General features: G+C 71.4%; 23 protein-coding genes and 1 pseudogene. 15 read left to right on the forward strand and 9 right to left on the reverse strand.

Translation table 11 applies throughout. The annotated features are described in order from the left end of the window. Positions 1–79 precede the first annotated feature (79 nt). Positions 80–835, reverse strand: a complete 756-nt coding sequence (locus tag ACVUH9_RS20205) for a TetR/AcrR family transcriptional regulator (protein ID WP_475760255.1) — start codon at positions 833–835, stop codon at positions 80–82. A gap of 147 nt (positions 836–982) precedes the next feature. Between ACVUH9_RS20205 and ACVUH9_RS20210 the strand changes: the two genes are divergently transcribed. Both ACVUH9_RS20210 and ACVUH9_RS20215 read left to right on the forward strand, forming a co-directional pair. Further along, positions 983–2,890: a hypothetical protein gene (locus ACVUH9_RS20210; RefSeq protein ID WP_475760257.1), complete on the forward strand. Its 1,908-nt coding sequence runs from the start codon at positions 983–985 to the stop codon at positions 2,888–2,890. Beyond that, positions 2,887–3,051 carry a hypothetical protein gene (locus tag ACVUH9_RS20215; protein WP_475760259.1) on the forward strand — a complete coding sequence of 55 codons (165 nt, stop codon included), beginning with the start codon at positions 2,887–2,889 and terminating at the stop codon, positions 3,049–3,051. The genes ACVUH9_RS20210 and ACVUH9_RS20215 overlap by 4 nt, the downstream gene beginning before the upstream one ends. A gap of 6 nt (positions 3,052–3,057) precedes the next feature. Here the strand turns inward: ACVUH9_RS20215 and ACVUH9_RS20220 are convergent, their stop codons facing one another. Genes ACVUH9_RS20220 through ACVUH9_RS20230 form a run of 3 tightly spaced genes read right to left on the reverse strand, consistent with a single transcriptional unit; the run spans position 3,058 to position 5,612 of the window. Then, positions 3,058–4,437 carry a HAMP domain-containing sensor histidine kinase gene (locus ACVUH9_RS20220; RefSeq protein ID WP_475760261.1) on the reverse strand — a complete coding sequence of 460 codons (1,380 nt, stop codon included), beginning with the start codon at positions 4,435–4,437 and terminating at the stop codon, positions 3,058–3,060. Positions 4,438–4,450: 13 nt separating this feature from the next. Further along, positions 4,451–5,149 carry a response regulator transcription factor gene (locus ACVUH9_RS20225; protein WP_475760263.1) on the reverse strand — a complete coding sequence of 233 codons (699 nt, stop codon included), beginning with the start codon at positions 5,147–5,149 and terminating at the stop codon, positions 4,451–4,453. Continuing rightward, the gene (locus ACVUH9_RS20230; RefSeq protein ID WP_475760265.1) at positions 5,133–5,612 is read right to left on the reverse strand and encodes a calcium-binding protein; all 480 of its coding nucleotides are present in this window, start codon (positions 5,610–5,612) and stop codon (positions 5,133–5,135) included. Before ACVUH9_RS20230 ends, ACVUH9_RS20225 begins: the two co-directional genes overlap by 17 nt. 177 nt (positions 5,613–5,789) lie before the next feature. On the opposite strand from ACVUH9_RS20230, the gene ACVUH9_RS20235 reads away from it, so the two are divergent. Continuing rightward, positions 5,790–6,701: a calcium-binding protein gene (locus ACVUH9_RS20235; RefSeq protein WP_475760267.1), complete on the forward strand. Its 912-nt coding sequence runs from the start codon at positions 5,790–5,792 to the stop codon at positions 6,699–6,701. Positions 6,702–6,869: 168 nt separating this feature from the next. Here ACVUH9_RS20235 and ACVUH9_RS20240 read toward each other — a convergent pair whose 3' ends face one another. Continuing rightward, positions 6,870–7,223 carry an arsenate reductase family protein gene (locus tag ACVUH9_RS20240; RefSeq protein WP_475760269.1) on the reverse strand — a complete coding sequence of 118 codons (354 nt, stop codon included), beginning with the start codon at positions 7,221–7,223 and terminating at the stop codon, positions 6,870–6,872. 65 nt (positions 7,224–7,288) lie between these two features. Further along, positions 7,289–8,101, reverse strand: coding sequence for a crotonase/enoyl-CoA hydratase family protein (locus ACVUH9_RS20245; RefSeq protein ID WP_475760271.1), 813 nt, complete (start codon positions 8,099–8,101; stop codon positions 7,289–7,291). A 243-nt stretch (positions 8,102–8,344) separates the two neighbouring features. Between ACVUH9_RS20245 and ACVUH9_RS20250 the strand changes: the two genes are divergently transcribed. Both ACVUH9_RS20250 and ACVUH9_RS20255 read left to right on the forward strand, forming a co-directional pair. Next, on the forward strand, positions 8,345–8,596 hold the full coding sequence (locus ACVUH9_RS20250; RefSeq protein ID WP_475760273.1) for a type II toxin-antitoxin system Phd/YefM family antitoxin: 252 nt from the start codon (positions 8,345–8,347) through the stop codon (positions 8,594–8,596). Further along, entirely contained in the window at positions 8,593–8,982 is a 390-nt protein-coding gene (locus ACVUH9_RS20255; protein WP_475760275.1) for a type II toxin-antitoxin system VapC family toxin, read from the forward strand. Before ACVUH9_RS20250 ends, ACVUH9_RS20255 begins: the two co-directional genes overlap by 4 nt. A 27-nt stretch (positions 8,983–9,009) precedes the next feature. On the opposite strand, the gene ACVUH9_RS20260 is transcribed toward ACVUH9_RS20255, so the two are convergent. After that, positions 9,010–9,675, reverse strand: a complete 666-nt coding sequence (locus ACVUH9_RS20260) for a SanA/YdcF family protein (RefSeq protein ID WP_475760278.1) — start codon at positions 9,673–9,675, stop codon at positions 9,010–9,012. 320 nt (positions 9,676–9,995) lie between these two features. On the opposite strand from ACVUH9_RS20260, the gene ACVUH9_RS20265 reads away from it, so the two are divergent. The 4 genes from ACVUH9_RS20265 (at position 9,996) to ACVUH9_RS20280 (ending at position 13,117) form a co-directional block, all read left to right on the forward strand. Beyond that, the gene (locus ACVUH9_RS20265; protein WP_475760345.1) at positions 9,996–11,630 is read left to right on the forward strand and encodes a VanW family protein; all 1,635 of its coding nucleotides are present in this window, start codon (positions 9,996–9,998) and stop codon (positions 11,628–11,630) included. Between the two features lie 120 nt (positions 11,631–11,750). Further along, positions 11,751–12,182 carry a cupin domain-containing protein gene (locus ACVUH9_RS20270; RefSeq protein WP_475760280.1) on the forward strand — a complete coding sequence of 144 codons (432 nt, stop codon included), beginning with the start codon at positions 11,751–11,753 and terminating at the stop codon, positions 12,180–12,182. A 160-nt stretch (positions 12,183–12,342) separates the two neighbouring features. Further along, entirely contained in the window at positions 12,343–12,825 is a 483-nt protein-coding gene (locus tag ACVUH9_RS20275; RefSeq protein WP_475760281.1) for a hypothetical protein, read from the forward strand. An 85-nt stretch (positions 12,826–12,910) separates the two neighbouring features. Further along, positions 12,911–13,117: a DUF6458 family protein gene (locus ACVUH9_RS20280; RefSeq protein WP_475760283.1), complete on the forward strand. Its 207-nt coding sequence runs from the start codon at positions 12,911–12,913 to the stop codon at positions 13,115–13,117. A gap of 310 nt (positions 13,118–13,427) precedes the next feature. Here ACVUH9_RS20280 and ACVUH9_RS20285 read toward each other — a convergent pair. Beyond that, positions 13,428–13,625, reverse strand: a pseudogene (locus ACVUH9_RS20285) (translational GTPase TypA); the annotation flags it as partial. A 29-nt stretch (positions 13,626–13,654) separates the two neighbouring features. Between ACVUH9_RS20285 and ACVUH9_RS20290 the strand changes: the two are divergent. Then, a complete protein-coding gene (locus ACVUH9_RS20290; RefSeq protein WP_475760285.1) occupies positions 13,655–17,596 on the forward strand; it encodes an NACHT domain-containing protein in 3,942 nt (1,313 codons plus the stop codon). A 119-nt stretch (positions 17,597–17,715) separates the two neighbouring features. Here ACVUH9_RS20290 and typA read toward each other — a convergent pair whose 3' ends face one another. After that, entirely contained in the window at positions 17,716–19,557 is a 1,842-nt protein-coding gene (gene typA / locus ACVUH9_RS20295) for a translational GTPase TypA (RefSeq protein WP_475760287.1), read from the reverse strand. Positions 19,558–19,766: 209 nt separating this feature from the next. Here typA and ACVUH9_RS20300 point away from each other — a divergent pair, with 209 nt between their 5' ends. The 5 genes from ACVUH9_RS20300 to ACVUH9_RS20320 all read left to right on the forward strand — a co-directional run bounded on the left by ACVUH9_RS20300 (position 19,767) and on the right by ACVUH9_RS20320 (position 25,074). Beyond that, on the forward strand, positions 19,767–20,633 hold the full coding sequence (locus ACVUH9_RS20300) for a S1 family peptidase (protein ID WP_475760289.1): 867 nt from the start codon (positions 19,767–19,769) through the stop codon (positions 20,631–20,633). Positions 20,634–20,673: 40 nt separating this feature from the next. Then, positions 20,674–22,320 carry an FMN-binding glutamate synthase family protein gene (locus ACVUH9_RS20305; protein WP_475760291.1) on the forward strand — a complete coding sequence of 549 codons (1,647 nt, stop codon included), beginning with the start codon at positions 20,674–20,676 and terminating at the stop codon, positions 22,318–22,320. A gap of 444 nt (positions 22,321–22,764) precedes the next feature. Beyond that, positions 22,765–23,181 carry a MarR family transcriptional regulator gene (locus ACVUH9_RS20310; protein WP_475760293.1) on the forward strand — a complete coding sequence of 139 codons (417 nt, stop codon included), beginning with the start codon at positions 22,765–22,767 and terminating at the stop codon, positions 23,179–23,181. Continuing rightward, positions 23,178–24,485, forward strand: coding sequence for an MFS transporter (locus tag ACVUH9_RS20315; RefSeq protein WP_475760295.1), 1,308 nt, complete (start codon positions 23,178–23,180; stop codon positions 24,483–24,485). Before ACVUH9_RS20310 ends, ACVUH9_RS20315 begins: the two co-directional genes overlap by 4 nt. Positions 24,486–24,603: 118 nt before the next feature. Further along, positions 24,604–25,074: a GNAT family N-acetyltransferase gene (locus ACVUH9_RS20320; RefSeq protein ID WP_475760297.1), complete on the forward strand. Its 471-nt coding sequence runs from the start codon at positions 24,604–24,606 to the stop codon at positions 25,072–25,074. The last annotated feature ends 67 nt before the right edge of the window (positions 25,075–25,141 follow it).

The following is a 25,141-nucleotide window of genomic DNA, read 5'->3' on the forward strand; positions in this document are numbered from 1 at the left end:
CCGGCGAGCTGATGCAGGTTGGCGTTCCCCGGGAACGCCAACCTGCATCAGTGCCGACTCCCCCGCCGGGGACGTCCGGCTAGGCCGCGTCGTCCGGCGCGAGCCGGGCCATCTGGCCGGCGATCAGCTGGCGGACGGGATCGTCCTCCGGCAGTCGCTCGAGCGTGGCGCTGAGGCTGACCGGGTACGGCGCGGCGCGGGGGACGGTGCTCGTCAGCCAGCGCGCGAAGGCGATCAGTCGCTCCCGTGGGTACTCGTCGGGGCGCTGGAGGAGCAGACGGGCGCCCTCCTCGGCGTTGCCGATCAGCATCCGCGCGATCAGGTCGAGATCGATGTCGGTCGGGCTCTCGCGGACCACCAGGCCGACCTTCAGCAGGTCGGTCGCCAGCTGCACGATCCCCTCGCGGATCTGCTCGACCTTCGAGCGGATCTCCTCCGGCGTGCCCTCGACGGGGTGCAGGATCAGGATCCAGCGGCGGGGGTTCTTCTCGACGGCGTCGAGGAAGGTCTCGATCGCCTGGACGAGCACGTCGTCGGGATCCTGGTCGAGCCACGGCGGGCTCGGGATCGCCGCGGCGAGCTCGATCAGCGTCCGCTCCTCCTCGCGCTCGACCAGTGCGGCGAGCAGCTCGGCCCGGTTGCCGAAGAAGTCGTAGACGACCGGCTTGGTCACGCCGGCGGCGCGTGCGACCGACTCCATCGAGACCTGGTCGAACGCGCGGGCGTCGGTGATCAGCTCGAGGGTCTTGTCGAGCAGCTGCTCGCGGCGTTGCTCCGGCGGCAGGCGCGGTGCGGGCCGGCGACGACGGGAGGGGGCACTGGGCCGAGAAGGCACGTCTTCAGTGTGACACGCCCTCCAGATGCACGCAGGCCGCGACGCTTGCCTACGGAACCGTAGGTACGCTACCGTAGGTACGAACCCGTAGGAAGCGGTCCGCGCAGTCTACGCGTCGGGTCAGATTCCCCGCTGGAGACCTTCACGATGCTCTCGATCCTGGCCACAGAGGCACCAAAGGCCGCCGGTAGCGGCGCCCCGATCTGGCAGATAGCCCTGGTCGCCGGGGCCACCACGGTCACGACGCTGCTGGCGCTCTGGCTGGTCGTCGCCTTCCGCGCCGGCCGCGCGCCGCGACTCCGTCAGGCCGCGCTGCTCGTCGGCCGCGTCACCAAGGTCCCGGGCTGGGCCTCGCTGCCGGCCCTGCTCGCGCTCGTCGCGGTCGTGATCGCGCTGTTCGGCGCCGAGTGGGACATCGCCCTCCACATCGACGAGGGGCGTGACGACGGGCCGCTCGGCACCGCCGCGCACTACCCGATCCTGATCGGGCTGATGCTGTTCTTCGTCGCCGGCGTGCTCGCCGTCGGGATGGCCCCGAAGGAGGGGCCGCAGAGCAGCCGCGCCGCGATCCGGGTCAAGGGCCTCTGGCCGGTCCCGGTCAGCGCCGCGCTGATCCTCGCCGGGTCCTCGATGGCCTTCCTCGCCTTCCCGCTGGACGACCTCTGGCACCGGGTCTTCGGCCAGGACGTGACCCTCTGGGGCCCGACCCACATCATGCTGATCGCCTGCGCGATCACCGGAGCGCTCGGGATCGTGCTGCTGATGGTCGAGGGCGCCCAGGCCGCCGGGCACGACCCGCGCCACGCCCGCGGCGTGCTGCTGCGGTTCGTGCCGCTGCCGGTCCTCTTCGGCGTGATCGTGCTCTCCGGGTTCACGCTCGAGATGGACGAGTTCAACTTCGGGGTGCCGCAGTTCCGGCTCGTCTGGCACCCGGTCCTGATCGCGCTCGCCGCCTCGCTCGGGCTCGTCGTCGCCCGGCTCTGGGGCGGTCCCGGCGCGGCGCTGAAGGCGGCGGTCCTGGCCTTCCTCGCGTTCGTGCCGCTGACCCTGATCGTGCACTTCGTCTTCGGGCAGTCGTTCCACGCCCAGCCGCTCTACATCGTCGAGGCGCTCGCGATCGAGCTGCTGGCGATCCGTGGCGCGTGGCGCCGGCCGCTCCTGTTCGGCGCGGTCTCGGGCCTGCTCGCGGGCACGATCGGGTTCGCCTCCGAGTACGGCTGGACGCAGATCGCGTTCCGCCTCCCGTGGACGACCAACCTGCTCCCCGAAGGGGTCCCGCTGGCGATCGTCGCCGGGATCGCCGGCGGCGTGCTCGGCGCGCTGCTGGCCGAGGCGATCACCGGTCGTCTGCGCCCGGGCCGCAAGCCGGTCGCGATCGCCGTCGTCGCCGGCGTGGTCCTGATCGCGGTCGGCCTGCGGGCGCTCGACCACCAGGTCCCGGAGGGGGCGACGGCGACGATCACCGTCACCGACGTCCGCAACGAGGACACGCCCGGCAAGGGGCGGGTCGAGGCGACGGGCAACGTCCAGGTCCGCTTCAACGGCACCGACGTGACCAAGGACGCCGACTGGGTCCGCGCGATGGGCTGGCAGGGCCACGGCGCCTTCAGCAACGTCTTCGAGCGACAGGCCGACGGCTCCTGGCGGTCGACGGAGCGGGTCCCGCTCGGCGGGCGCTGGCGGACGATCCTCAGCATCAACGGCCGTGGCACCGTGCTCGGCGTGCCGATCTACATGCCGGCCGATCCGCCGGTCGACTTCGCCGGCTACCCGCTGAGGACCGAGATCACCCGCGACGTCGTCACGCTCGAGTCGCTGGCCCAGATCGAGCGCAAGGCGGACGCCCCGGCCTGGGCCTGGAAGCCGGCGACGCTGGCGGTGCTCCTGATCAACCTGCTGCTGCTGATCGGCCTCGGCGCCACGGCCTACCGGATCGGGCGCGCCGCGCCGGGCGCGGAGGGCGCTGCGGCGAACGGCGGGGACCAGGCGGCCCCGACCGCCGGAGACGGCCCCGGCGGCCCGCCGACCCGCGAGCCCGAGCCGGTGAGCTCGTGATCACGATCCTGGCCCACCACCTCAGCGGGCCGATCGCCGCGGCGTTCGCGCTGCCGCCGCTGCTGGTCGTCGGCGGGGTCGTGCTGTGGGTCCGCCGGCGGGAGCCCAGCGACGACGTCGAGTTCGATTGGGCGGATGAGCAGGAGCCGGCCGAGCGCTGAGCGCGGCTACGCCGGCGGGCCGGGAGCCGGCGGCGGGAAGCGGACGGTGACCCGCGCGCCACCGAGGTCGGCGTCGCCGATCGACGCGCTGGCCCCGTGGTGGCGGGCCTGCTGGGCGACCAGCGCGAGGCCCAGGCCCGAGCCGGGCCGGTCGGTTCCGGCGGCGCGGACGAAGGGCTCGAAGAGCCGTTCGCGGTCGGGCTCGGCGATCCCCGGGCCGTCGTCGTCGACCTCCAGCCGGACGCCGTCCGGGACCGCGATGACCGTGACCCGCACCGTCCCGCGGGGGCGGCCGTGGCGGGCACCGTTCTCGACCAGGTTGTCGACCAGCATCCGCAGCCCGGGCTCCCAGCCCGACACGGGGACCGGACCTCGCGGCAGCCGGGCGATCAGCTCGACGTCCGGATGCCGCAGGGCGGCGGCCTGGACGCTGTCGGCGACCGTCACGGCGAGGTCCACGATCGCGTGCTCGGCGGGGATCGCGTCTCCACGCGCCAGCGCCTGGAGCCCGTCGAGCAGGTCGACCAGCCGCCGCTGCTCGGCGAGCGCGTCGTCGACGACCAGCGACCGCGTCTCCGGATCGACGTCCGGATGGCGGGCGATCGTAGAGAGCGCGGCCTGCACGCTGGTGAGCGGGGTCCGCAGCTCGTGGCCGACGTCGGCGGCGAACCGCCGCGTCGCCTCCAGCGCCCGGCGACGCTCGTCGGCCGACCGGCCGAGCCGCTCGAGCATCGCGTTGAAGGTGCCGGCGAGCGAGCGGATCTCGGTCGGCCCGGCGACCGGCACCCGCCGGCGGAGGTCGCCGTCGCCCTCGATGCTGGCGGCCGTCGCCCGCAGCCGCCGCAGCGGCCGGAGCACCAGCTCGGCCGCGAGCGAGGTCCCGATCGCCGTCAGCAGCAGCATCGCGAGGCCGATCAGCAGCAGCCGTCGCCGCAACCGGGCCTGGTGGGCCTCGACCTGGGCCAGGCTGGTCGAGGCCTCGAGCCGGGCGAGCCCGCCGAGGCTGTCGTCGCGGAGCGTCTTGGTGAAGACGCGCAGCTCACGGCCGTCGACGGTGCGGGTCGAGAACCCCAGCGGGGCACGCCCCGCGGAGATCGGGACCCCGGCGCGGAGCAGCGTCGTCCGGCCGATCGAGACCCGTAGCGAGCTGCCGGTCGCCCGCAGGACCTGGTCGAGTCGCTCGTCCGCCTGCGGCAGCTCCTGCTCGACGGCCGCGAGCGCGGTGGTGTCGGACAGCTCCACCGTCCGCCGGAGTCGGTCGTCGACCGCACGGCGCTCGGAGCGGTCGGCGTCGCCGGCGACGTAGAGGCCGGCCCCGGTCAGGACCACGGCCAGGACGGTGACCACGCCGACGGTCAGCCGGCTGCGGAGGCTGCGGAGGAGCACGGGCGGCGTCGACTCAGGTCCGCAGGACGAAGCCGACGCCGCGGACGGTGTGCAGGACGCGCGGCTCGCCGTCGGCCTCGAGCTTGCGCCGGAGGTAGCCGACGAAGACGTCGGCGATGTTGGTGCCGGGATCGAAGCTGTAGCCCCAGACCTGCTCGTGGAGGGTGGCTCGGTCGAGGACCTCGTCGGGATGGCGGAGGAACAGTTGCAGGAGCTCGAACTCGCGCCCAGTCAGGCCGAGGTCGCGGCCCGCCCGCCGCGCGACGTGGGCGACGGGGTCGAGCTCGACGTCGCTGACGGCCAGCCGTCGCCGCTCGACCGGTGCCCGCCGCCGCAGCAGCGCGTTCAGCCGGGCGACGACCTCCTCGAGCGCGAACGGCTTGACCACGTAGTCGTCGGCGCCGGCCTCGAGGCCCCGGACGCGGTCGTCGACCTCGTCGCGGGCCGAGAGCACGCAGACGGGAACGTCGTCGCCGGCCTTGCGCAGGCGCCGGAGGACCTCCAGGCCGTCGAGGTCGGGCATCGTCAGGTCGAGCAGGACCGCCGCTGGTCGCTGGCGGGCGAGCGCCTCGAGCGCGGCCCGTCCCCCGGAGGCGGGGACGACCGAGAAGCCCTCGAGCTCGAGGCCGACGGTGACGATCCGTCGGATCGTCGCGTCGTCGTCGACGAGCAGCACGACCGGGCGGCCACCGCCGCTACCGGCGCGTGACACGCTCGCAGTCCCGATCGATCGAGTCGCCGGCGTCGGCGGTCACGCGGTCGTGTCCGCGCCCGCAGGTGATGCTGTCGTGGGTCCGGTCGGCGGCCTGGATCACGTCGTTGCCGTCGCCGCCGGCGATCGTGTCGCTGCCCGGGCCGCCGTTGATCCGGTCGTTGCCGGCGCCCCCGAGCAGGGTGTCGTTGCCGGGTCCGCCGTCGACGCGGTCGTTGCCGCTGTCGCCGGCGACGACATCGTCGCCCGCCCCACCCGAGAGCCGGTCGTTGCCGCCGCGGCCGTAGATCACGTCGTTGCCGCGGCCGCCGGAGAGCCGGTCGTTGCCGGCGGTTCCGGTCAACGTGAGGTTGCCCTTCGGCGCCCGCCCCCGGGACGCCTCGACCGGCGCGGCGGCCGCGACCAGGAGCAGCAGGGCGGCGAGCAGTGCCAGCGGTCGGAGACGTGCGGGGAGACCGGCCACGGTGCCATCCTCGCACGCGCGGACCGGTCCGTCGGCCGTGGTCTCACGTAGCCCTCACGAAGCGTGAGGAGACCGTGAGAGTCACCCCACCGGACGCCGCGGGTCGGCGATAACCGAGGCGGCCCCGCGTTCGACCGAGCGGCGGGCCAGACCCGACGTTCGACCGAGGACTCCCGCATGAAGCTCGCCACCCGACGCCGACGCGTCACCGCCCTCATCGCCGTGACCGCGATCGCAGCGGTCCCAGCGACGGCACTCGCCGCCGACCTCCAGGGAGGACCCGGCAACGAGCGCCTCGTCGGGACCAGCGGCGCCGACCTGATCGACGGCAACGCCGGCAACGACCGGATCCTCGGCCGCGCGGGGGACGACGTCCTGATCGGCGGCTTCGGCAACGACCGGATCGACGGCGGGCCCGGCAACGACCGGATCCAGGGCCTCCAGGGCAACGACCGCCTCCACGGCGGGCTCGGCGACGACTGGATCGTCGGCGACGCCAACGGCACCGGCGACCGGACCTCGTTCGACCGGATCTCGGGCGGTGCCGGCAACGACACGCTCGCGGGCGGCGACTCCCGCGACCGGATCGACGGCGGCAGCGGCAACGACAACTCCTCCGGGCAGAACGGCGACGACCGGATGTCGGGCGGCAACGGCGACGACGTCCAGGACGGCGGCCCCGGCAACGACACGATCTACGCCAACCCGGGCGTCGACGTCAGTACCGGCGGCGACGGCAACGACACGCTCTGGGCGCTGGCCGGCAGCGACGTCCGGCCCGGGCCGAACGGCGAGGTCGACGAGGTCGGCGACACGCTCGACGGCGGTCGCGGCAACGACCGCTTCCGGACCCGCGACGGCGAGGTCGACCGGATCACCTGCGGGGACGGGGACGATCGCGCGTTCCTCGATCCCGTCGACGTGATCGTCGACGCGACGGCGGCGAACCCCAACGGCTCGTGCGAGCGCGTCGAGCGCCGGGCGCCGGGGGCGAAGCAGGACGACGGGGGCTCCGCGCGCGAGCGCCACGAGCCGTCGCACGGCAAGCCGGACGCGAAGGGCCCGAAGGGGCCGAAGGGCCGCGCCTGAGGGGGTGAGCGGAGCGTGCGGCCCGGCCGCACGCCCCGCCGTCGGCCGGGCCGAGCGGCGTGCCCACGACGTCGGATTCCGCACCGTCCTGCCTCGATCCCCCACGTTCGGGGGCGGGACGGTGCGGGCTCGGACGCCGCGGCGGACGCTCGCGTCGCCTCGGGCGGCTCAGTCGTCGAGCAGCTCGAAGACCCGATCGATCGGGCGGGCGAGCACCGCGCGGTCGCCGCGGACGACGATCGGCCGCTCCAGCAGCTGCGGGTGCTCGACCATCAGGGCGATCAGCCGGTCCGGATCGGTGTCGGGCCCGAGGCCCAGCTCGTCGACCTGGACCCCGCGGCGGCGCAGCAGCTCGTGCGGGGCGGCCCCGGTCTTCTCCAGCAGTCCGCGCAGCTCCTGCTCGGTCAGGCCGGTCACGTGGTAGTCGATTCGGTCGAAGTCGACGCCGCGCGCCTGCAGCAGCTTGACCAGCTTGCGGCAGGTCGTGCAGCTCGGCTTCTCGTAGACGGTGATGTCGCTCATGCGGTGGGGCTCCTCGGACGCGTCGCGGTCTGCGGCGCGTGGTCCATCAAGGGTGGCGCGATCGCTCAGGCCGCGGGCTCCGGGTCGACGAACTCGCCCGGCTGCTTCGTGAACACGGCGGTCGCCGCGGCCATCTGGTTCGGGGAGCCGAGCAGCGCGACCTGGAGCTCGGTCTCGAGCACCAGGCTGGCGGCGTCGTCGAGCCGCCAGGCCTCGTCGAGCAGGCGCTTGCCGGCCCGGATCGCGTCGGGCGAACGGCCGGCGATCGCGGTCGCCAGCTCGTGGGCGGCGGCGTAGGGGTCCTCGGCGACGCGCGTCGCGAGGCCGAGGCGGACGGCCTCCTCGCCCGAGACGACCCGGCCGGTGTAGGTGAGCTCCTTGGCCACGTCCTGGCGGACGAGCTGGGGCAGGCTGACGGTCAGGCCCATGTCGGGCACGAGGCCCCACTTGATCTCCATCACCGAGAGCCTGGCGTCGGCGGTCGTGATCCGGATGTCGGCGCCGAGGGCGATCTGGAGCCCGCCGCCGAAGCAGTTGCCGTGGATCGCGGCGATCACCGGCACGGCGAGGCCCCGCCAGTCGACCGAGACGGCCTGGGCGAGGTTGCCCAGCTCGCCCTCGGGCCGCTCGATCAGCTCCTGCATCCCGATCGGGCTGTCCTCCGAGAAGAAGCTCTGGATGTCGAGGCCGGCGCTGAAGCTCGGACCCTCGCCCGAGAGCACGACGGCGCGGACCCCGGGTGTGGTCCGGAGGCTGCGCGCCGCGTCCCGCAGCTGCAGGAACATCGCCCCGTCGAGACCGTTGTGCTTGTCGCCCCGCACCATCCGGACGTCCGCGACGTGGTCGTTGATCTCGATCGTCACCCGTGACTCGGCCATGCGGGCATCTTCGCGGGTTCGTGACGCCGGCGTCATCCAGGTTGCGGGCTGGCGGCGCCGGTGGCGCTGGTCCCGGCACCGTCGGGATCCGGGACGAGCGTCGCCGGCGCGCAGGATCGGTGCTGCATCGGTGCGGAATTGGCACGTTTCGGACGCCCCGTGGCACGTGATCGGCCGTACGCTCGATGCATGCCGCTTCTCAGCCCGGTTCCCGCATATGACCATGGTATGGTGACCATGGTCATGAGCGAACGGACGATCACCGCCACCCAGTTCAAGGCGCGCTGCCTGGCGCTGCTCGACGAGGTCGCCGCGACCGGCGCCCCGCTGGTGATCACGAAGCACGGGCGCCCGGTCGCGCGGCTGGTCGCCCCGGCGGAGGCGGCGCCGCTGCGGGGCAGCGTCAGCTTCCTCGTCCCCGACGACGAGCTTCTCGCGCCGGCCTTCCCGGGCTGGGATCCGGAGCTGCCCGAGAGCGGGCCGTCGGTCTCGTGATCCTGCTCGACACCCACGCCTGGCTGTGGTGGGTCAGCGCTCCCGAGCGGCTCTCGGCCAGGGCCCGGAACGCGATCGAGCGTGCGGACGTCGTCGGGGTCTGCGCGGCGAGCGCCTTCGAGCTGGCCTACCTCGTGCAGCGGGGGCGGGTCGCGCTCGACCGCGGCGTCGACCGCTGGGTGACCGACAGCCTGGGGTTGGAGCGCATCGAGAGCGTGCCCGTCGGCACGGACGTCGCGGTGCGCGCCGGCCTGCTCGAGCTGGAGCGGTTCCCGGGGGATCCGCTCGACCGGCTGATCTACGCCGCCGCGATCGAGCGTGGGGCACGGTTGGTCACCGCCGACCGGCGGATCGGCGACTACGACCCGGCGCGGACCGTCTGGTGACGGCGGACTCGTGGTCGCAGCGGGCGGCTACGGCGTCCAGCTGTCGCGACCGTCGCCGCTGATCGGGTGGCGGGGGCCGATCGGGACCCGCTCGTCGCTGACGACGCTGCCCACGGCCTTGACCCGGGCGAACGCCTCGCGCACCTGGCTGATCTTGCGCTGGGTCCCGTACCCGTGGAGGTCGCTCGTGACTCCCTGGACGTCGAGGCCGGCGGCGCGCCCGAGGTAGAGCGCCCGGGCCATGTGGAACCCCTGGGTGACGACGATCGCGCGGCGGACGCCGAACTGCTTCCGGGCCCGGACCATCGTCGCGCGGGTGTTGGTGCCGCCGTAGTCGGTGAAGATCGCCTCCCCGGGGACTCCCGCCCGCAGCAGCGCCCGCCGCATCGTGTCGGGCTGGTCCTGGTCGCCGTCACGGATGCCGGAGACGAGGATGCGGATCACCTTCTTGGCCTGCCAGAGCTGGACCGCCCGCCGGACCCGGTCGGCGAGCATCGCGCTCATCGTGCCGTCCGCCTCGACGTAGGCGCCGAGCACGATCGCAACCGGCGCGGGCTCGATCTCGCGGACCTTGCCGGTCGCGTCGTTGCCGCGCCAGAGCACGTAGGCGTTGAGACCGGCCACCACGAGCAGCGCGAGGAGGATCAGACGACCGATCCAGCGACACGGTCGCGACCCGCAGAGGAGGCACATCGGGGCCACGCTACCTCGTCGCCGCCGCGGTGGCCGTCGTGGCCGTCGCCGCAATCTCGCCTGCAACTGTGACGAGGGTGGCGCGGGAAGCGTCGCGTCGTGGCTACCGTCCATAGGACCCGATGTCAGAGCCCCGTCCCCCGCGGCCGCCCCGCCCGTCCCTGTCCCGATCCTCCGCTTCACGTCCCGAGACCGCTCGCGACCGTCGCACGGGCGCTGGGCCCCCGCCGCCCCCGCCGGGTCCGCGACGGCGTCCCGCCCCGCGACGGCTGCCGGCCGCTCCCGGGACGCTCGTCGGCCTCGGGATCGCCGCGTTGCTCGTGGTCCTGGTGGCGGTGGCGCTGGTCGTCCGCACGACCCACGACGGCAAGGCCCTGCCCGGCACCCGCGTCGCCGGCGTCGAGCTCGGCGGCACGACCCAGGACGAGGCCGCCGGCCGGCTGCGCCCGGTCCTGACCGCCGATCGCACCCTGCTCCTGCGCTCCGACGACCGCCTGATGCGGGTCCGGCTGGCCGACGCCGGCTACTCGGTCGACCTCGCCGGGACCGCGTCCGACGCGGTCGAGGCGGGGCGCGGCGGCTTCCTCTGGGGCCTTCCGTCGACCCTCGGCGGGCTCGTCTCCGCGCGCGACGTGCCGATCCGGACCACCGTCAAGACCAAGAAGCTGAACGCGGCCCTCGCCCGGGTCGCCGCCAAGGTCGACGACGACCCCTACCCCGGGGCCCTGAAGATCGACCCCGCGACCCGCGAGGTCACCGCCACGACCTCGCGTCCCGGTCGGGCCGTCGATCGCGAGCAGCTGGCCAAGCGGATCCGGCGCGAGGTGCTCGCCGGACGCCGCGGGCCGATCGAGGTCCCGCTGCGGAAGGTCGCGGCGGTCCCTCGTGAGCGGCTCGACGAGCTGGTTGCCCAGACCGAGGAGTACCTGCGGACCCCGCTGCGCCTGACCGGAGCCGGCGCGCCGCTCGAGCTGTCCCCGAAGGAGGTCGCCGGCCTGATTGCCCTCGAGGGCCGTCAGGGCGGCCGTCAGGCCCGGCTCGGGGTCGACGACGAGCGCCTGAAGGGCGTGCTCGATCGCGTCGCGGCGCGGGGCGAGCGCCCCGCGCGCAACGCCCGGATCAGCGCTCCCGCCCAGGGGGCGAGCCTGACCGACAAGGGCGACATCAGCTGGTCCCCGAAGGCGGCCGACGTCAGCGTCCGCCGCGGCACGGTCGGCCGGGCCGTGCGCCGGGACGCGCTCGCGGCCGCGATCGGCAAGGCGGTCCGGGAGGGCAAGCACGTCGTGCGGGTCCCGACGACCGAGACCCAGCCGTCGGTCAGCTCGGCTACGGCCCGCAAGATCGACCAGCTGATCGGCACCTTCACGACCCCGTACGTCGCCGGGCAGCCGCGGGTGACCAACATCCAGCGGATGGCGCGGACGGTCGACGAGACGGTCGTCCCGGTCGGCGGCAGGTTCTCGCTGAACGGGATCACCGGCGAGCGGACGAAGGCCAAGGGCTACGTCGAGGCCCCCTTCATCGCCGGCAACAAGATCGAGCCCTCGGTCGGTGGCGGCGTCTCGCAGTTCGCGACCACGATGTACAACGCGGCCTACTTCGCCGGGCTCCAGATCGACGCGTTCCGGCCGCACAGCCTCTACATCGATCGCTACCCGCCGGGCCGCGAGTCGACCCTGAACTTCCCCGACATCGACATGGCCTGGACCAACGACACCGGCGCGCCGGTCCTGGTCCGCGCCAGCTACGACGACGCCGGGGTCACCGTCACGCTCTACGGCGACAACGGCGGCCGCAAGGTCCAGTCGAAGGCCGGGGACCGCGAGTCGGTCGACGGCGGCAACTTCCAGATCACCGTGACCCGCAAGGTCACGTACAAGGACGGCCGCAAGGTCGAGCAGCCGGTCACGACCCGGTACGAGAACGAGGTCACCGAGGACGAGCCGCAGGAGTAGCGGCGGCCCGGGGGTGGCTCGCGGCCGCGTCCGTCCGGCGAGACCGGGGCGCGGTCCCCGGCGAGGAGGCGGAGAGCGCGGCCGTCCGGGGCGCCGCGACCCGGACGCTAGGGTCGGAGCATGAGCGACCAGATCGGTACCGCCAAGCTCGAGGCCAGCGCTCCGGAGCGGTTCGTGCGCCTGCGCAAGCCGCTGGGCGTGACCAGCTTCGGGATCAACCAGATGGTCCTCGAGCCGGGGCAGCGGATGCGGATCCACCGCCACGAGCAGCAGGAGGAGGTCTATCTCGTCCTGAGCGGGCGGCTGACCCTGGTCGTGGAGGGCGAGGAGCACGAGCTGGGGCCGGACGAGCTGGTCCGGGTCGGCCCGCAGGTCCGCCGGCAGCTGGTCAACCGCGGGCCGGAGCGGCTGTCGCTGCTGGCGCTCGGCGGCTCCGGCGATCACGAGCCCCGCGACGCCGAGGCGTTCAGCGGCTGGGACGGCGAGCCGCAGCCGGTCGGCGAGGTGCCGCTGCCGGACGACCTGCCCGCCGAGGAGCGGCGCGGCGGCTGAGGCGCGGGCGCGGTTCGCGGACGGTCGTCATCGGCGCGGCGGCGGAGGCCGCCCGGGCCCGAGCGGGGACGAGCCGGGCGGTCTGGCGGGGCGCCGCGATGAGTCCGTGTCGCGGGCACCGTCTGAGCAGCACCGGCGAACGCGACGAGGGACGATGACGATGGACGACGACCGACGGACCGCGCAGCTCGAGCGCCTCGAGCCCTTCCTGGGCGAGTGGCGGATCGACGCCCCGGCCTTCCCGCTCCCCGCGGAGCTGGCCGCGCAGGCGCGGTCGAGCTTCACCTGGGCGCTCGGCGGGGCCTTCCTGCTCCAGCGCTCGTCGATCCCGGTCCCCGAGGCGCCCGACGGGCACTCGCTGATCGCCCCGACCGACGACGGCTACCTCCAGCACTACTTCGACTCGCGCGGGGTCGTCCGGCTCTACGCGATGCGCTTCGACGGCCGCGACTGGAACCTCGAGCGTCACGCGCCCGACTTCTCGCCGCTGCCCTTCCACCAGCGCTGGACCGGGCGGTTCAGTGAGGACGGACGGGTGATCGAGGGTCGTTGGGAGACGTCGCCGGACGGTCGCGCCTGGGCGCTCGACTTCGAGCTGGCCTACCTCCGGCTCGACGAGCCGGGGGCGGCCGACGAGCGCTGACGGGGGCGGCGGCGACCGCACGGGCGCCGAGCCGCCCGCTCAGCATCTAGGCAGCGTCGGGCGAACGTGCAAGGGTAGGGGCACCGTGACCATCGGAAGCAGCCTGTTCCTGATCGCCCTCGGCGCGATCCTCAAGTTCGCCGTCACCGCCAGCGTGGCGGGCGTCGACCTGCAGGTCGTCGGGGTGATCCTGATGATCATCGGGATCGTCGGCCTGGTCCTCGGCGTCCTGCTCGTGATGCGGGGTCGCCCGGCCGGACCGCCGCCGCCCCCGCCGCCCGCCGGCTACTGAAAGGCAGGTCCCGCCCGACAGCGTCACGCGGATGGCCTCGGCCGGCCGGCCGACGCCGAACGCGGCGGGAGCGCCGCGAGCGACTACCGACCGGCGACGAACGACTGCGGAGATCCGGACATGAGGGAGCGGCTCGAGTGCGGTCCGGGCAGGACGACGAGGACGTGGCGTGGGGCGGATGCCCAGGAGGAAGGCGACGTCGTCGTGACGCTGGTCAAGGACGCGACTACGGGCTCTCGCGGCCTGAAGATGTGGAGCGGCTGCGCAAGGCGCTCCACGAGCTGCGAGCTCCGGTCGTTCGCGGCTGAGATCCCGTCGCTGTGCGGACGAGCACGCGCGGCTTGCCGACAGTCATCTCGAAGCCCTCGCGGCGAATGTTCTCCACGAGCACGGCCAGCTGCAGCTCGCCGCGGCCGTGGACCTCCCAGGTGTCGGGGCGCTCGGTCGGCTCGACCTTGAGCGAGACGTTGCCGATCAGCTCCTGCTGGAGACGGGCCTCAAGTTTCCGTTTCGCCCTCGTCCGCATATGCTTGGTCGGTGGACTACAACCTGACAGGTCTCGGGACGAGAACCTTCGAGCATCTTGCGCAAGCATTGTTTCTGCGTGAATTCGGAACAGGGGCTCTGGTCTTTGGAGACGGTGCTGATGGTGGGCGCGAGGCGTCATTCGAAGGTGGTAGCAACTACGATGATGGGTCGGGGGTGTGGAACGGCTACATAGTGGCGCAGGCCAAATTCCGTCAACGTGAATCGGGGGCGCGGAGCGATAAGGACTGGTTCTTGGACCAGCTCAAAGCCGAGCTTGAAGAGTTCACGAAACAAGGCGCCAAGCGGCGCTTGCCCGAGTACTACCTCGTCGTGACCAATGTTGCTCTTTCCGGTAACGCGGGCACCGGAGGGAAGGACGCTGCGCTCAGAGTCATACGGCAGACTGGTGTTGGCCGTAAAGGCGTCGACATATGGGACTACAGCAAGTTGCGCTCGCTGCTCGATGCGTCCGAGGACGTTCGGCGAAACTTCGCCGCGTTCATCTCAAGCAGCGATGTCTTGAATGCGGCGCTCGAAGGAGTCGCCGGTTACCGGCCTGATTTTTCGGCCGTAATGACTCGATTTCTTCAGCTCGACTTGCTCGCCGCCCAATACGCGAAGCTCGAGCAGGGTGGACACAGCCCGGACGATCGCATCCCCATTGCGCCGGTTTTCGTCGATCTTCCGCTCAAGACGGATCGGCGCGGGGCTTCGGACGACGAACGATTCATCGCTAAGGTCTATGGCGTCGCGTCGCGTGTCCTTCGACCATCCGCGCAGTCTGTTGACCACAAGGACCGCGCGCCTGGCCGCATCGTGCTCATCGGCGGACCGGGGCAAGGCAAGACCACGCTAGGTCAGTACGCGTGTCAGCTTTTCCGTGCTTCGATTCTGTTGACGCGGCCGCCAGAATCAGTGGATCCCGAGTCGCTCGCGTTGGCAGAGGCCGTGCAGCGGGCGGCCGAAGCTGACTCGTACGGTCTACCCGCGGTGCATCGGTTCCCGGTGCATGTTCCCCTTAGTGAGTTCGCCTCGGCGCTCGCCGAAGCTGCCGAAGTGACCTCGGTACTCACTTTTCTGCGTGCGCGGATCGCGCTGCGGACAGATACGCACCTCGAACTCGAGATGCTGCGTAGTTGGTTGCGGGACTATCCCTGGCTCATCGTGCTCGATGGGCTCGATGAAGTCCCAACCTCTAGCAATCGTGGTCAGGTCGTAGACGCAATCAGGCAGTTCATGATTGAGGTGGCAGAGGCTGATGCTGATGTGTTTGTCATCGCGACGACCAGACCTCAAGGCTACGATGACGAGTTTAATCCGAGCATCTACACGCACCTCCGTCTTGACGAGCTGTCTCGTGCCGGTGCCCTGGAATACGCCGAACGCCTGGTGCGGGTGCGGTTCGGTGAGGAGCCCGATCGAGTGGACCGCGTGCTCCGGAAGCTCTCGGAGGCGGCTGCCGCGGAAGCGACCCTAAAGCTGATGACGTCGCCGCTGCAGGTGACGATCATGGCGATTCTCGTAGATCGTCGAGGGACGCCGCCGCGAGAGAGGTGGAGTCTCTTCTCCGAGTATTACAATGTGATTTTCTATCGTGAGCTAGAGAGGGACTTGCCGAGCAGTACCGTCGTGCGAGAGCAGGCGAGCAACGTCCATGTCATCCACCGGACCGTCGGTCTTCTCTTGCACGTTGATAGCGACACGGTCACATCGACGCAGGCGAAGATGAGCCTTGAGCAGTTCTCGTCTGTGGTGAGCGATCGCCTCGAGATGGAAGGCTACGTCGGTCCTGCGCTCACGCTACTCACGGCGCAGATCGTCGAGGCCGCAGCGCTCCGATTGGTATTTTTGGTCGGGGTGGAGCAGGGCTTGGTGGGATTCGAGATTCGTTCGCTCCAAGAGTTTATGGCCGGCGAAGCTCTTATGGCGGGGACCGAGCTAGCTGTTCAAGAGCGGCTTAGGGCTATCGCTCCGCTGCCGAGCTGGCGGAACGTCTTTCTGTTCGCGGCGGGCAAGTGCTTCACCGAGCGTCAGGAGTTGAGAGACACGATCTATACGATCTGCTGCGAGCTCGACGATGGTGACGATTCGACGCTCCGTCTAACAGCAGCGGGAAGTCGACTCGCACTTGACCTGTTGGAGGAAGGGACCGTCAACGGGCATCCGAGGTACAGGCGAAGCCTGCTTAGAAGAGCGTTCGTTCAGATGGACGGACGACTAAGTGTGAGTGAGGCTGCCGAGACGGGTCAAAGGCTGGCGCTTTTGTACGACGAAGCCGTCGACGACGTCTACCGGGAAGAGTTGAGGGAGACGACACTCGACCCGGCCGGTGTATCCGACCGAGGCCTAGTGTTGGGCTGCTTGGCTGGGTTCGGCGTGCCGTGGGCGGTTGACGCCGCAAGAATGGCCTCGTCCGAGGTGTTGCTTTCGCTGTTTAAACGACTTCCCGAAGCGCCGGTCGACCCCGAGATGGTCGCACGGCTTCACGCTGCGATCGAGTCTTGCGACCTTGAGACCGCGATGGAGTTGCACAACGAGCTGCGTTCGCTCGCAGACGACGGGCTGGCCGAACCATGGGTTGACGCGATCGTAGAGGCTCAGGCACGCAATGCTGACGCCGACCATCGAATCGAGATCGGTCACAGCGGTCGGAGGATGGTGATGGTCGGCGTCCGCGGCGTGGACAGTCTTACGGCTGGAGCCTTCGAGCCGCTTGAGGTGCTCAATGCCCCCCACCCGTCGTGGGAGCCGCTGCAACGGCTCGCGGCGTACGCGGCGGAGCCGTCACCGGCAACCGTTGGTGCAGTGCTCCGATCCATCGCACGAACCTCGCCCGCGACCGTTCCGGTAAGGCCTAGAGGTCGTCACAACGATGACCGTGATTCCGGTTTTCTGCGTTGGCCCTGGCCCATCACGACACTCCTGGTCGCAGCTGTAGATGCTCAGCATCTCGAGATTCTGGCCGCCGAAGTCGAGGCTGGTGCTCACGGCGACGCCTCCCTCTGGCGCGCGAATGAAGAGCGATGGGCGCGGGAGCACTCTAGTTTCAGAGACTTCCTAGCCGTGCCGTGGCTCCGAACAGCCCCTGAAAGGCGGCTTCCGCCGATCCATGCGGTGTATGAACAGTTCGCGGCGCTAAGCGCTGGTAAAGAAGTCGACCTTTCGGTGGTGGCCGTCGCCAACGAACTTGTTGCGTGTAGTGACCCCGTCGCACGAGAGGCAGCGTCGCTGATCCTCTATTGGCTTACCCTTCAAGACCGCGTTCATCGCATCGAGGCGATCGAGTTGGTCGGCGATTGCTCGATTGCGGACATGTGTCGGCTCGTGGGCAGTGATGCCGTGGGGCTCGGTGGGTTTCATGCCCTCGAACTGATACTGGCCGACGAAGACCTCTCAGAGACAGATGCAGCTGCTATTGCTGCTCTGGGAGGGGCATATGACATCGACACGCGAGCAGGATGGGGCGCCGGTCCTCGGCTAGGGCGGCTCGTGGAAGCCGCAACGGCTCAGCGTGAGCGTGCTGGAGAGCCTTTCGCGCATTGGCTGCGACTGCTCATGGCGGTCGGGCAGAGCCCCGAATGGAAGGTGGATCCGAATTCTCTCGTGCGATGCGGCGATTGTGAGGACTCGGAGCTCGTGTTGGCATTCGCTCTTGTGTTCGGGGCGGATCGAGATGCCACCGCTGCGATTAATCGCCTAGCGTTGGCCTGTGAGGGACGGCCTGAAGTTGCTCAGATGGTTGCTTTGGACACAACACGGATTGGATCACCTCGGGCGGAGGAAGGGATTCTCCAAGTTTTGGTGGAAGCGACCAACGACCCGGAAGTCCGGGACGTTTGGAGAGATTCACTGGCCGACCTGGTTTCTCGCCGCCGAAGCCCACTCGACGACCAGACGCGCTGGGCTGACTTCGGTCTCCGGCCCCCGCCGTACTGGAACGAAGCGACCTGAACGTAGCTCCGGCGTCTCGGCACGCTCGGCACATTCTTGGTCGCCCAGTTGCGCGGCCGGGCGCCCCCGCCGACGCCCCCAAGTAGGGGCCGTCGGCCGGGAAGCGTCGCCAGCGGCCCCTACTTGGGGGCGTCGCCGCGCTTCTTCTGCTTGGCGGCCTTCTGGCGCTCGCTGGTGTTGAGGATGTTCTTGCGCAGGCGGACGCTCTTCGGCGTCACCTCGACGCACTCGTCGTCGGCGATGAACTCGAGCGCCTGGTCGAGCGTCATCTCGCGCGGCGGCACGATCTTGACGAGCTCCTCCGACGTGGCGGAGCGGATGTTGGTGACCTTGCGCTCGCGCACGGCGTTGACGTCGAGGTCCTCGGCGCGCTTGTTCTCGCCGATCACGGAGCCCTCGTAGACCTCGTCGCCGACCGAGACGAACAGCGTGCCGCGGTCCTGCATCGAGATCACGGCGTAGCCGGTGATCTTGCCGGTGCGGTCGTTGACCATCGAGCCGGCCTGGCGGGAGCGGATCTCGCCGGCCCACGCCGCCCAGCCGTCGAAGATCGAGTGCATCATGCCCGCGCCGCGGGTCGTCGTCAGGAACTCGGTCCGGACGCCGATCAGGCCACGGGCGGGGATCCGGAAGTCCATCCGGATCCAGCCGGTGCCGTGCCCGGTCATCCCGAGCAGCTGGCCCTTGCGCTCGGCCATCAGCTGCGTGATCGCGCCGAGGTGCTCCTCGGGCGTGTCGATCGTGACCGCTTCCTGCGGCTCCTCGCGCTTGCCGTCCTCGGTCGTGCGGACCAGCACGCGCGGCTTGCCGACGGTCATCTCGAAGCCCTCGCGGCGCATGTTCTCCACGAGCACCGCCAGCTGCAGCTCACCACGACCGTGGACCTCCCACGTGTCGGGGCGCTCGGTCGGCTCGACCTTCAGCGAGACGTTGCCGATCAGCTCCTGCTGGAGGCGGGCCTCGATCATGCGGGCGGTCAGCTTGTCGCCCTCGCGACCGGCCATCGGCGACGTGTTGACGCCGATCGTCATCGCCAGCGACGGCTCGTCGACCGTGATCGGGGGCAGCGGGCGCGGGTCGTCGACGTCGGTCAGCGTGTCGCCGAGCTCGATGTCGGGGAAGCCGGCGATCGCGGCGATCTCGCCCGGGCCGATCTCGTCGGCGGGGACGCGCTCGAGGCCCTGGGTCTTGAACAGGTCGCCGACCTTGGCCTTGACCTGGGTGCCGTCGCGCTTGATCCAGGTGACCTGGTCGCCGCGGCGGAGGGTGCCGTGCTTGATCTTGCTGATCCCGAGCCGGCCGAGGTACGGCGAGGCGTCGAGGTTGCCGATCTGCGCCTGCAGCGGGTGGTCGGGGTCGTAGACCGGGGCGGGGACGCCCTCGAGGATGCCGTCGAGCAGCTCGCTGAGGTCGTCGCCGAGCTCGTCGGGCTTGATCCCCGCGCGGCCGTCGCGGCCGATCGCGTAGTAGACCGGGAACTCGAGCTGGTGGTCCTGGGCGTCGAGGTCGAGGAACAGCTCCTCGACGGCGCTGACGACGTCCTCGATCTGGGCGTCCGGGCGGTCGATCTTGTTGACGACCAGGATCACCGGCAGATCGGCCTCGAGTGCCTTGCGGAGCACGAAGCGCGTCTGGGGCAGCGGGCCCTCGGCCGCGTCGACCAGCAGCACGACGCCGTCGACGAGGGCCAGACCGCGCTCGACCTCGCCGCCGAAGTCGGCGTGGCCGGGGGTGTCGACGATCGTGACCGTGGTGTCCTTGTACTGGATCACGGTGTGCTTGGCGAGGATCGTGATCCCGCGCTCGCGCTCCTGATCGTTGGAGTCCATGATCCGATCGGCGTCCTCGCCACGGTGCAGGGCCCCGGACTGACGCAGCATTGCGTCGACCAGGGTGGTCTTCCCGTGGTCGACGTGAGCAACGATGGCTACGGTACGAAGGTCTTGGCGCGCGGCGGGCATTCGACGAGGAAGGATAGAGGTCGAAGCCCGTACACCCCCTTGACAGTCGGCGACAATGGGGATATAGCGCCATTGGGGCGTCGCGCCGGCCCGTCCCGGAGGGGCCTGAGCGGGGCCCGTCGACCGAATCCCGGCGGGTCGGTCGTGGCGCAACGGCGCTCATCCGGAGGTGCGGCTCCGGGCGCCGCGCGACGGGCTAGGCTCGGGGCATGCGGGTGGTCCTCCACCAGTCGGCCCGACTGGTCGTCGCGGCCCTCCTGGCGTCGCTGCTCTCGACCGCGTCGGCCGGTGCGGTCGTCGGTGGCGACCGCGTCGAGCGGGCCGACTACCCGGCCGTCGTCGCGCTCGCCCGAGCGTGCACCGCGACCCTGGTCAAGCCCGACCGGCTGCTGACCGCCGGGCACTGCATCGGCTACGTCGTCCCCGGCCGGACGGTCGTACGGATCGGCGATCCGCACGACCACTACGTCGCCACCCGGGTCGCCCGCCACCCGCACTTCCGCTACCAGCTGCCGGAGTACCCGGCCGAGCCGTTCCACGACGTCGCGATCGTCGAGCTCGACCGCCCGGTCCGCGGCGTCACGCCGATGATCGTCTCCGGTCAGGTCGTGCGGTCGGGGACGCGGGTCGAGGTCGTCGGCTACGGCACCGGCGACCCGGAACGGCCCGATCGCTACGGCGTGCTGCGCCGGGCCGAGCTGGTCGTCCGCGCCCCGGAGGTCTGCCGGCGGGCGCTCGAGCGGGCGCTCCAGGGCCAGGGAGCGCAGCTCCACTCCGCGGAGATGCTCTGCACCCAGGACCCCGACGGTCGCGCGCCGTACGCGTCGGGCTGCAACGGGGACAGCGGCGGGCCGCTGCTGCGGAAGACGTCGCGGGGGCAGGTCGTCGTCGGCGTCGACTCGTGGGGCGTGGCCTGCGGGGCGAAGGACGGCGATCCCGAGGTCTTCGCCCGCATGTCGCGCGAGCGGTCGTTCGTGATGGCCGCGCACCCCGCGTGGCAGGACGAGCAGATCCGCGAGCCGTGGGACGGGCCCGTGGCCCGCGCCGGCGGCGGTTCCGGCGGCAGCGGACCGTAGCGTAGGGCTCGTCCTGCCGTTCCGACCGAGGTGTCCGTCGATGCTCCGCTTCCTTCCTGCCGCGGCGGTCGCCGTGCTCGCCGTCGTCACCACCGCGCTCGCCCTGCTCGTCGGCGCCGGCTGGTGGTGGGCGGCGGTGCCGCTGCTGCTCTTGACGGGCGTCTCCGCCTACGACCTGCTCCAGGCGCGCCACGTCGTCCTCCGCACCTATCCGCTGACGGGCCACGGGCGCTGGATCGCGGAGAGCCTGCGGCCGGAGCTCCAGCAGTACTTCGTCGAGAGCGACACCGACGGGCGCCCGTTCGATCGCGACACCCGCTCGATCATCTACGAGCGGGCGAAGGGGCTGGAGGCCGAGTCGCCGTTCGGGACCGAGTTCGACCTCGACGTGGTCGATCGCGAGTACCTGGTCCACTCGATGGCGCCGCTGCCGACCCCGTCGGCCGACGGTCCCCAGCCGCGTGTCCTGATCGGTGGCCCCGACTGCACGCAGCCGTACGAGATGGCGCTCCTGAACGTCTCGGCGATGAGCTTCGGGGCGCTCTCGAGGAACGCGATCCTGGCCCTCAACCGCGGCGCCCGGATCGGCGGCTTCGCCCACGACACCGGCGAGGGTGGGCTCAGCCGCTACCACCTCGAGCACGAGGGCGACGTCGTCTGGGAGATCGGCACCGGCTACTTCGGCTGCCGGACGCCCGACGGCGACTTCGATCCCGACCGGTTCGCCGAGCAGGCCGCGCGGCCCCAGGTCAAGATGACCTCGCTGAAGATCTCGCAGGGGGCCAAGCCGGGGATCGGCGGGGTCCTGCCGGGCAGCAAGGTGACGGCGGAGATCGCCGCCGCACGCGAGGTCCCCGAGGGCGTCACCTGCCTCTCGCCGCCCGGCCACCGGGTCTACTCGACGCCGACCGAGCTGGTCGAGTTCCTCGGGCGGATGCGCGAGCTGTCCGGGGGCAAGCCCGCCGGCTTCAAGTTCTGCGTCGGCTCGCGGGTCCAGTTCCTCGCCGTCTGCAAGGCGATGCTGGAGACCGGGATCAGCCCCGACTTCATCATCGTCGACGGCAGCGAGGGCGGGACCGGGGCGGCCCCGCTGGAGTTCGAGGACCACGTTGGCCTGACCCTCACCGAGGGACTGCTGTTCGTGCACGACGCGCTCGTCGGCTGCGGGCTCCGCGACCGGATCAAGATCGGGGCCAGCGGCAAGATCGGGACCGGCGCCGACATCGTCAAGCGGATCATCCAGGGCGCCGACTACGCCAACGCGGCGCGGCCGATGATGTTCGCGCTCGGCTGCATCCAGGCCGAGCGCTGCCACACCAACACCTGCCCGTCGGGGGTGGCCACGCAGGATCCGAAGCGCTACCGCTCGCTGGTCGTCGACGACAAGGCCCCGCGGGTCGCCCGCTTCCAGCACGCCACCGTCCACAGCGCCCAGCGACTGATGGCGGCGATGGGCGTGCACGACCCGGCCGACCTGCGGCGCTCGCAGCTGCGGCGGAGGATCGGCTCGGCGTGGTCGGCGAACTACGGCGAGATCCACGACTGGCTCGCTCCCGGGCAGCTGCTGAGCGACCCGCCGGAGCGCTGGCGGGAGTGGTGGGCGGCGGCCGACGCCGCGCGCTTCGAGGTCGACCTCGCCTCACTTCCCGGCTCGACCAACGGCGCGCGGGACCGCCGCTCGGCCTGAGGCCCGGCCTGGGCGAGGCGGGCGGGGCCCGCGGGGCCCGCGGGGCCTGAGCAAGGGGAAGGCCTGGGCGGCGCGGCGGGCGGGGTGTGCGGGCAGGGCCGGGCGTGGGCGCGGGGCGGGCGGGGTGTGCGGGCAGGGCCGGGCGTGGGCGCGGGGCGGGCGGGGTGTGCGGGCAGGGCCGGGCGTGGGCGCGGGGCAGGTGGAGTCATTTGGCGTCGGTCGCTCCGAGCGGGGTCACGATGCGTCGCTATCCGACGCAAGATGACCCCGGTCCGGGAGCGCGACGCAAGATGACTCCGGTGCGGGCGCGCCCTCGGTTCCTCCGTTCCTCCGTCCTCCGCTGCCCGCTGCACGAGCCGGCGTGACGAACGCCCCAGGACCGCCGAAACTGGTTTGCTAAGGTAATTACTAGTGGAAACTAGTTTGCCTGCCTCGATCACGGACGTGGCCGCGCACCTGCGGCTGTCGATCACCCGTGCGGCACGACGGCTGCGGCAGGAGGCGAGCGGTGGCCTCGGGCCCTCGCTCGGCGCCGCCCTGGCCACGATCGACCGCTTCGGGCCGCTGACCCCGAGCGAGGTCGCGACCCGCGAGGGGATCCAGCGACCGTCCGTCACGCGGATGGTCGCCCGGCTCGAGGAGCAGGGGCTGGTGGCCCGAGAGGCCGACCCGGACGACCGGCGCTCGTTCCGGGTCCATGCGACCGCCGCCGGCAGCGCGCACCTCCGCGAGGTCCGCTCCCGCAAGGACGCCTACCTCGCCCGCCGGCTCGCCGAGCTGACGGCCGAGGAGCGGGCGGTGCTCGATCGCGCCTCGCTGATCCTCGAGCGCCTCGTCGAGCCGGAGGGCCCCCGCGATTGACCCGTACCCTGAGCCGCACCTTCGACTCGCTGCACGTCCCCAACTACCGGCGCTACTTCGCCGGCCAGGTGGTGTCCGTCAGCGGGAACTGGATCCAGAACGTCGCCTCGATGTGGCTGATGGTCAAGCTGACCGGCGACGGGCTCGCCGTCGGCCTGACCGCCGCGCTCCAGTTCCTCCCGCTGATGCTGTTCGGCGCGTGGGGTGGCCTGCTGGCCGACCGCGTCGACAAGCGCAAGCTCCTGATCTGCACCCAGATGGCGCTGATGCTGCCGGCCGTGGTGCTCGCCGTGACCACGTTCGCCGGCGTCGTCACGCCGATGATCGTCTACGCGATGGTCTTCCTGCGCGGGGCGGCGATGGCGATCGACAACCCCGCACGTCAGGCGCTTCCGATCGAGCTGGTCGGGCCGGAGCGGGTGGTCAACGCGGTCGCGCTCAACAGCGTCGTGATCCAGATGTCGCGGATCATCGGCCCGGGGGTCGCCGGGCTGCTGATCGCGGTCGTCGGGATCGCCTGGTGCTTCGTGGTCGACGCGTTCTCGTTCCTGGCGATGATCGTCGCGCTCTGGCGGCTCGATCCCGAGCAGATGGGTGAGGCACCGCGCGCCGCCCGCCAGAAGGGGGCGCTGCGCGAGGGCGTCCGCTACGTGCGGAACGCTCCGGTCCTGCTGATCCCGCTGGCGATGATGGCCGTGATCGGGCTGCTGTCGTTCAACTTCCAGATCGTGCTGCCGCTGATGGCGCACGACACCTGGCAGGGCACCGCGACGACCTTCACCCTGTTGACGATGACGATGGCCGTCGGCTCGGTGATCGGGGCGCTGGTGGCCAGCCACCGGACCGAGATCACGCCGCGACTGCTGGTCGGTGCGGCGGGGCTGTTCGGGATCTTCCAGACGTTGGCGGCGGTCGCCCCGAGCCTGCCGCTCCAGCTGCTGCCGCTGGTCTTCCTGGGGATGGCCTCGGTGACCTTCTCGGCCGGCGTCAACTCGACGCTCCAGCTGCAGGTCGACCCGGCGATGCGGGGGCGCGTGATGGCGCTCTACTCGCTGGTCTTCCTCGGTTCGACCCCGATCGGCGCGCCGCTGGTGGGCTGGATCGCGAGCGTCGCCGGACCGCGGGTCGGGATGGCGATCGGGGGCCTCGCGGCGCTCACCGCGGCGGCCGGAGCGGCCTACTTCTACCGGCGCCAGGCGACGGCTCGCGAGGTCGACGCGGGTGGGGTCGCGGAACGCGGCACGGCCTCGCGTCGGGCGGCACTGGCCCGCACGGGCGAGATCCGGGTCGCGGCGCGCGGCTGATCGTCGGGGAGGGGCGCGGCGCGTCCGGGCTCGACCCGTGTGGGGCCGGCATCCCGTCCTAGTGATGGCTTGATCACTTAATCCCCATTCGGGCTCCGAACCCGCCAGACTCCCGGGCATGTCGTCCTTCTCGATCGCCCCTGTCACCGAGTCCGACCTCGACGAGCTGCTCCTACTCGTCGAGGCCTACTGCGCCTTCTACGAGCAGACCGAGCAGATCCCGCCGGCCGCGCCCGACGCCCTCCGCGCGCTCAGCCTGGCGCTGCTCGCCGACCCCCAGCGCGAGGGGATCCAGCTGCTCGCCCGCGACGCCGACGGCGGACCGATCGGCTTCGCGACGATCTACTGGACCTGGGACACGCTCGGCGCCGCCCGCAACGCGGTGATGTACGACCTCTTCGTCACGCCCGAAGCACGCGGCCTGGGGCTCGCCGACGGCCTGATCGGCGCCTGCCGCGACGCGGCCCGCGAGCACGGCGCGGCCGCCCTCAGCTGGACGACGGCTCCGGGCAACGCCCGCGCCCAGGCCGTCTACGACCGGGTCGGCGGCGACCGCTCGACCTGGGTCCACTACGACCTGAGCGTCTGAGCCCCGGCGGGTGTGACCCTGGCACGCTTCCCGAGGCATGATGCGGTCCGCCCTCCGACGCCCGGCC

Source organism: Patulibacter ginsengiterrae (assembly GCF_056269115.1).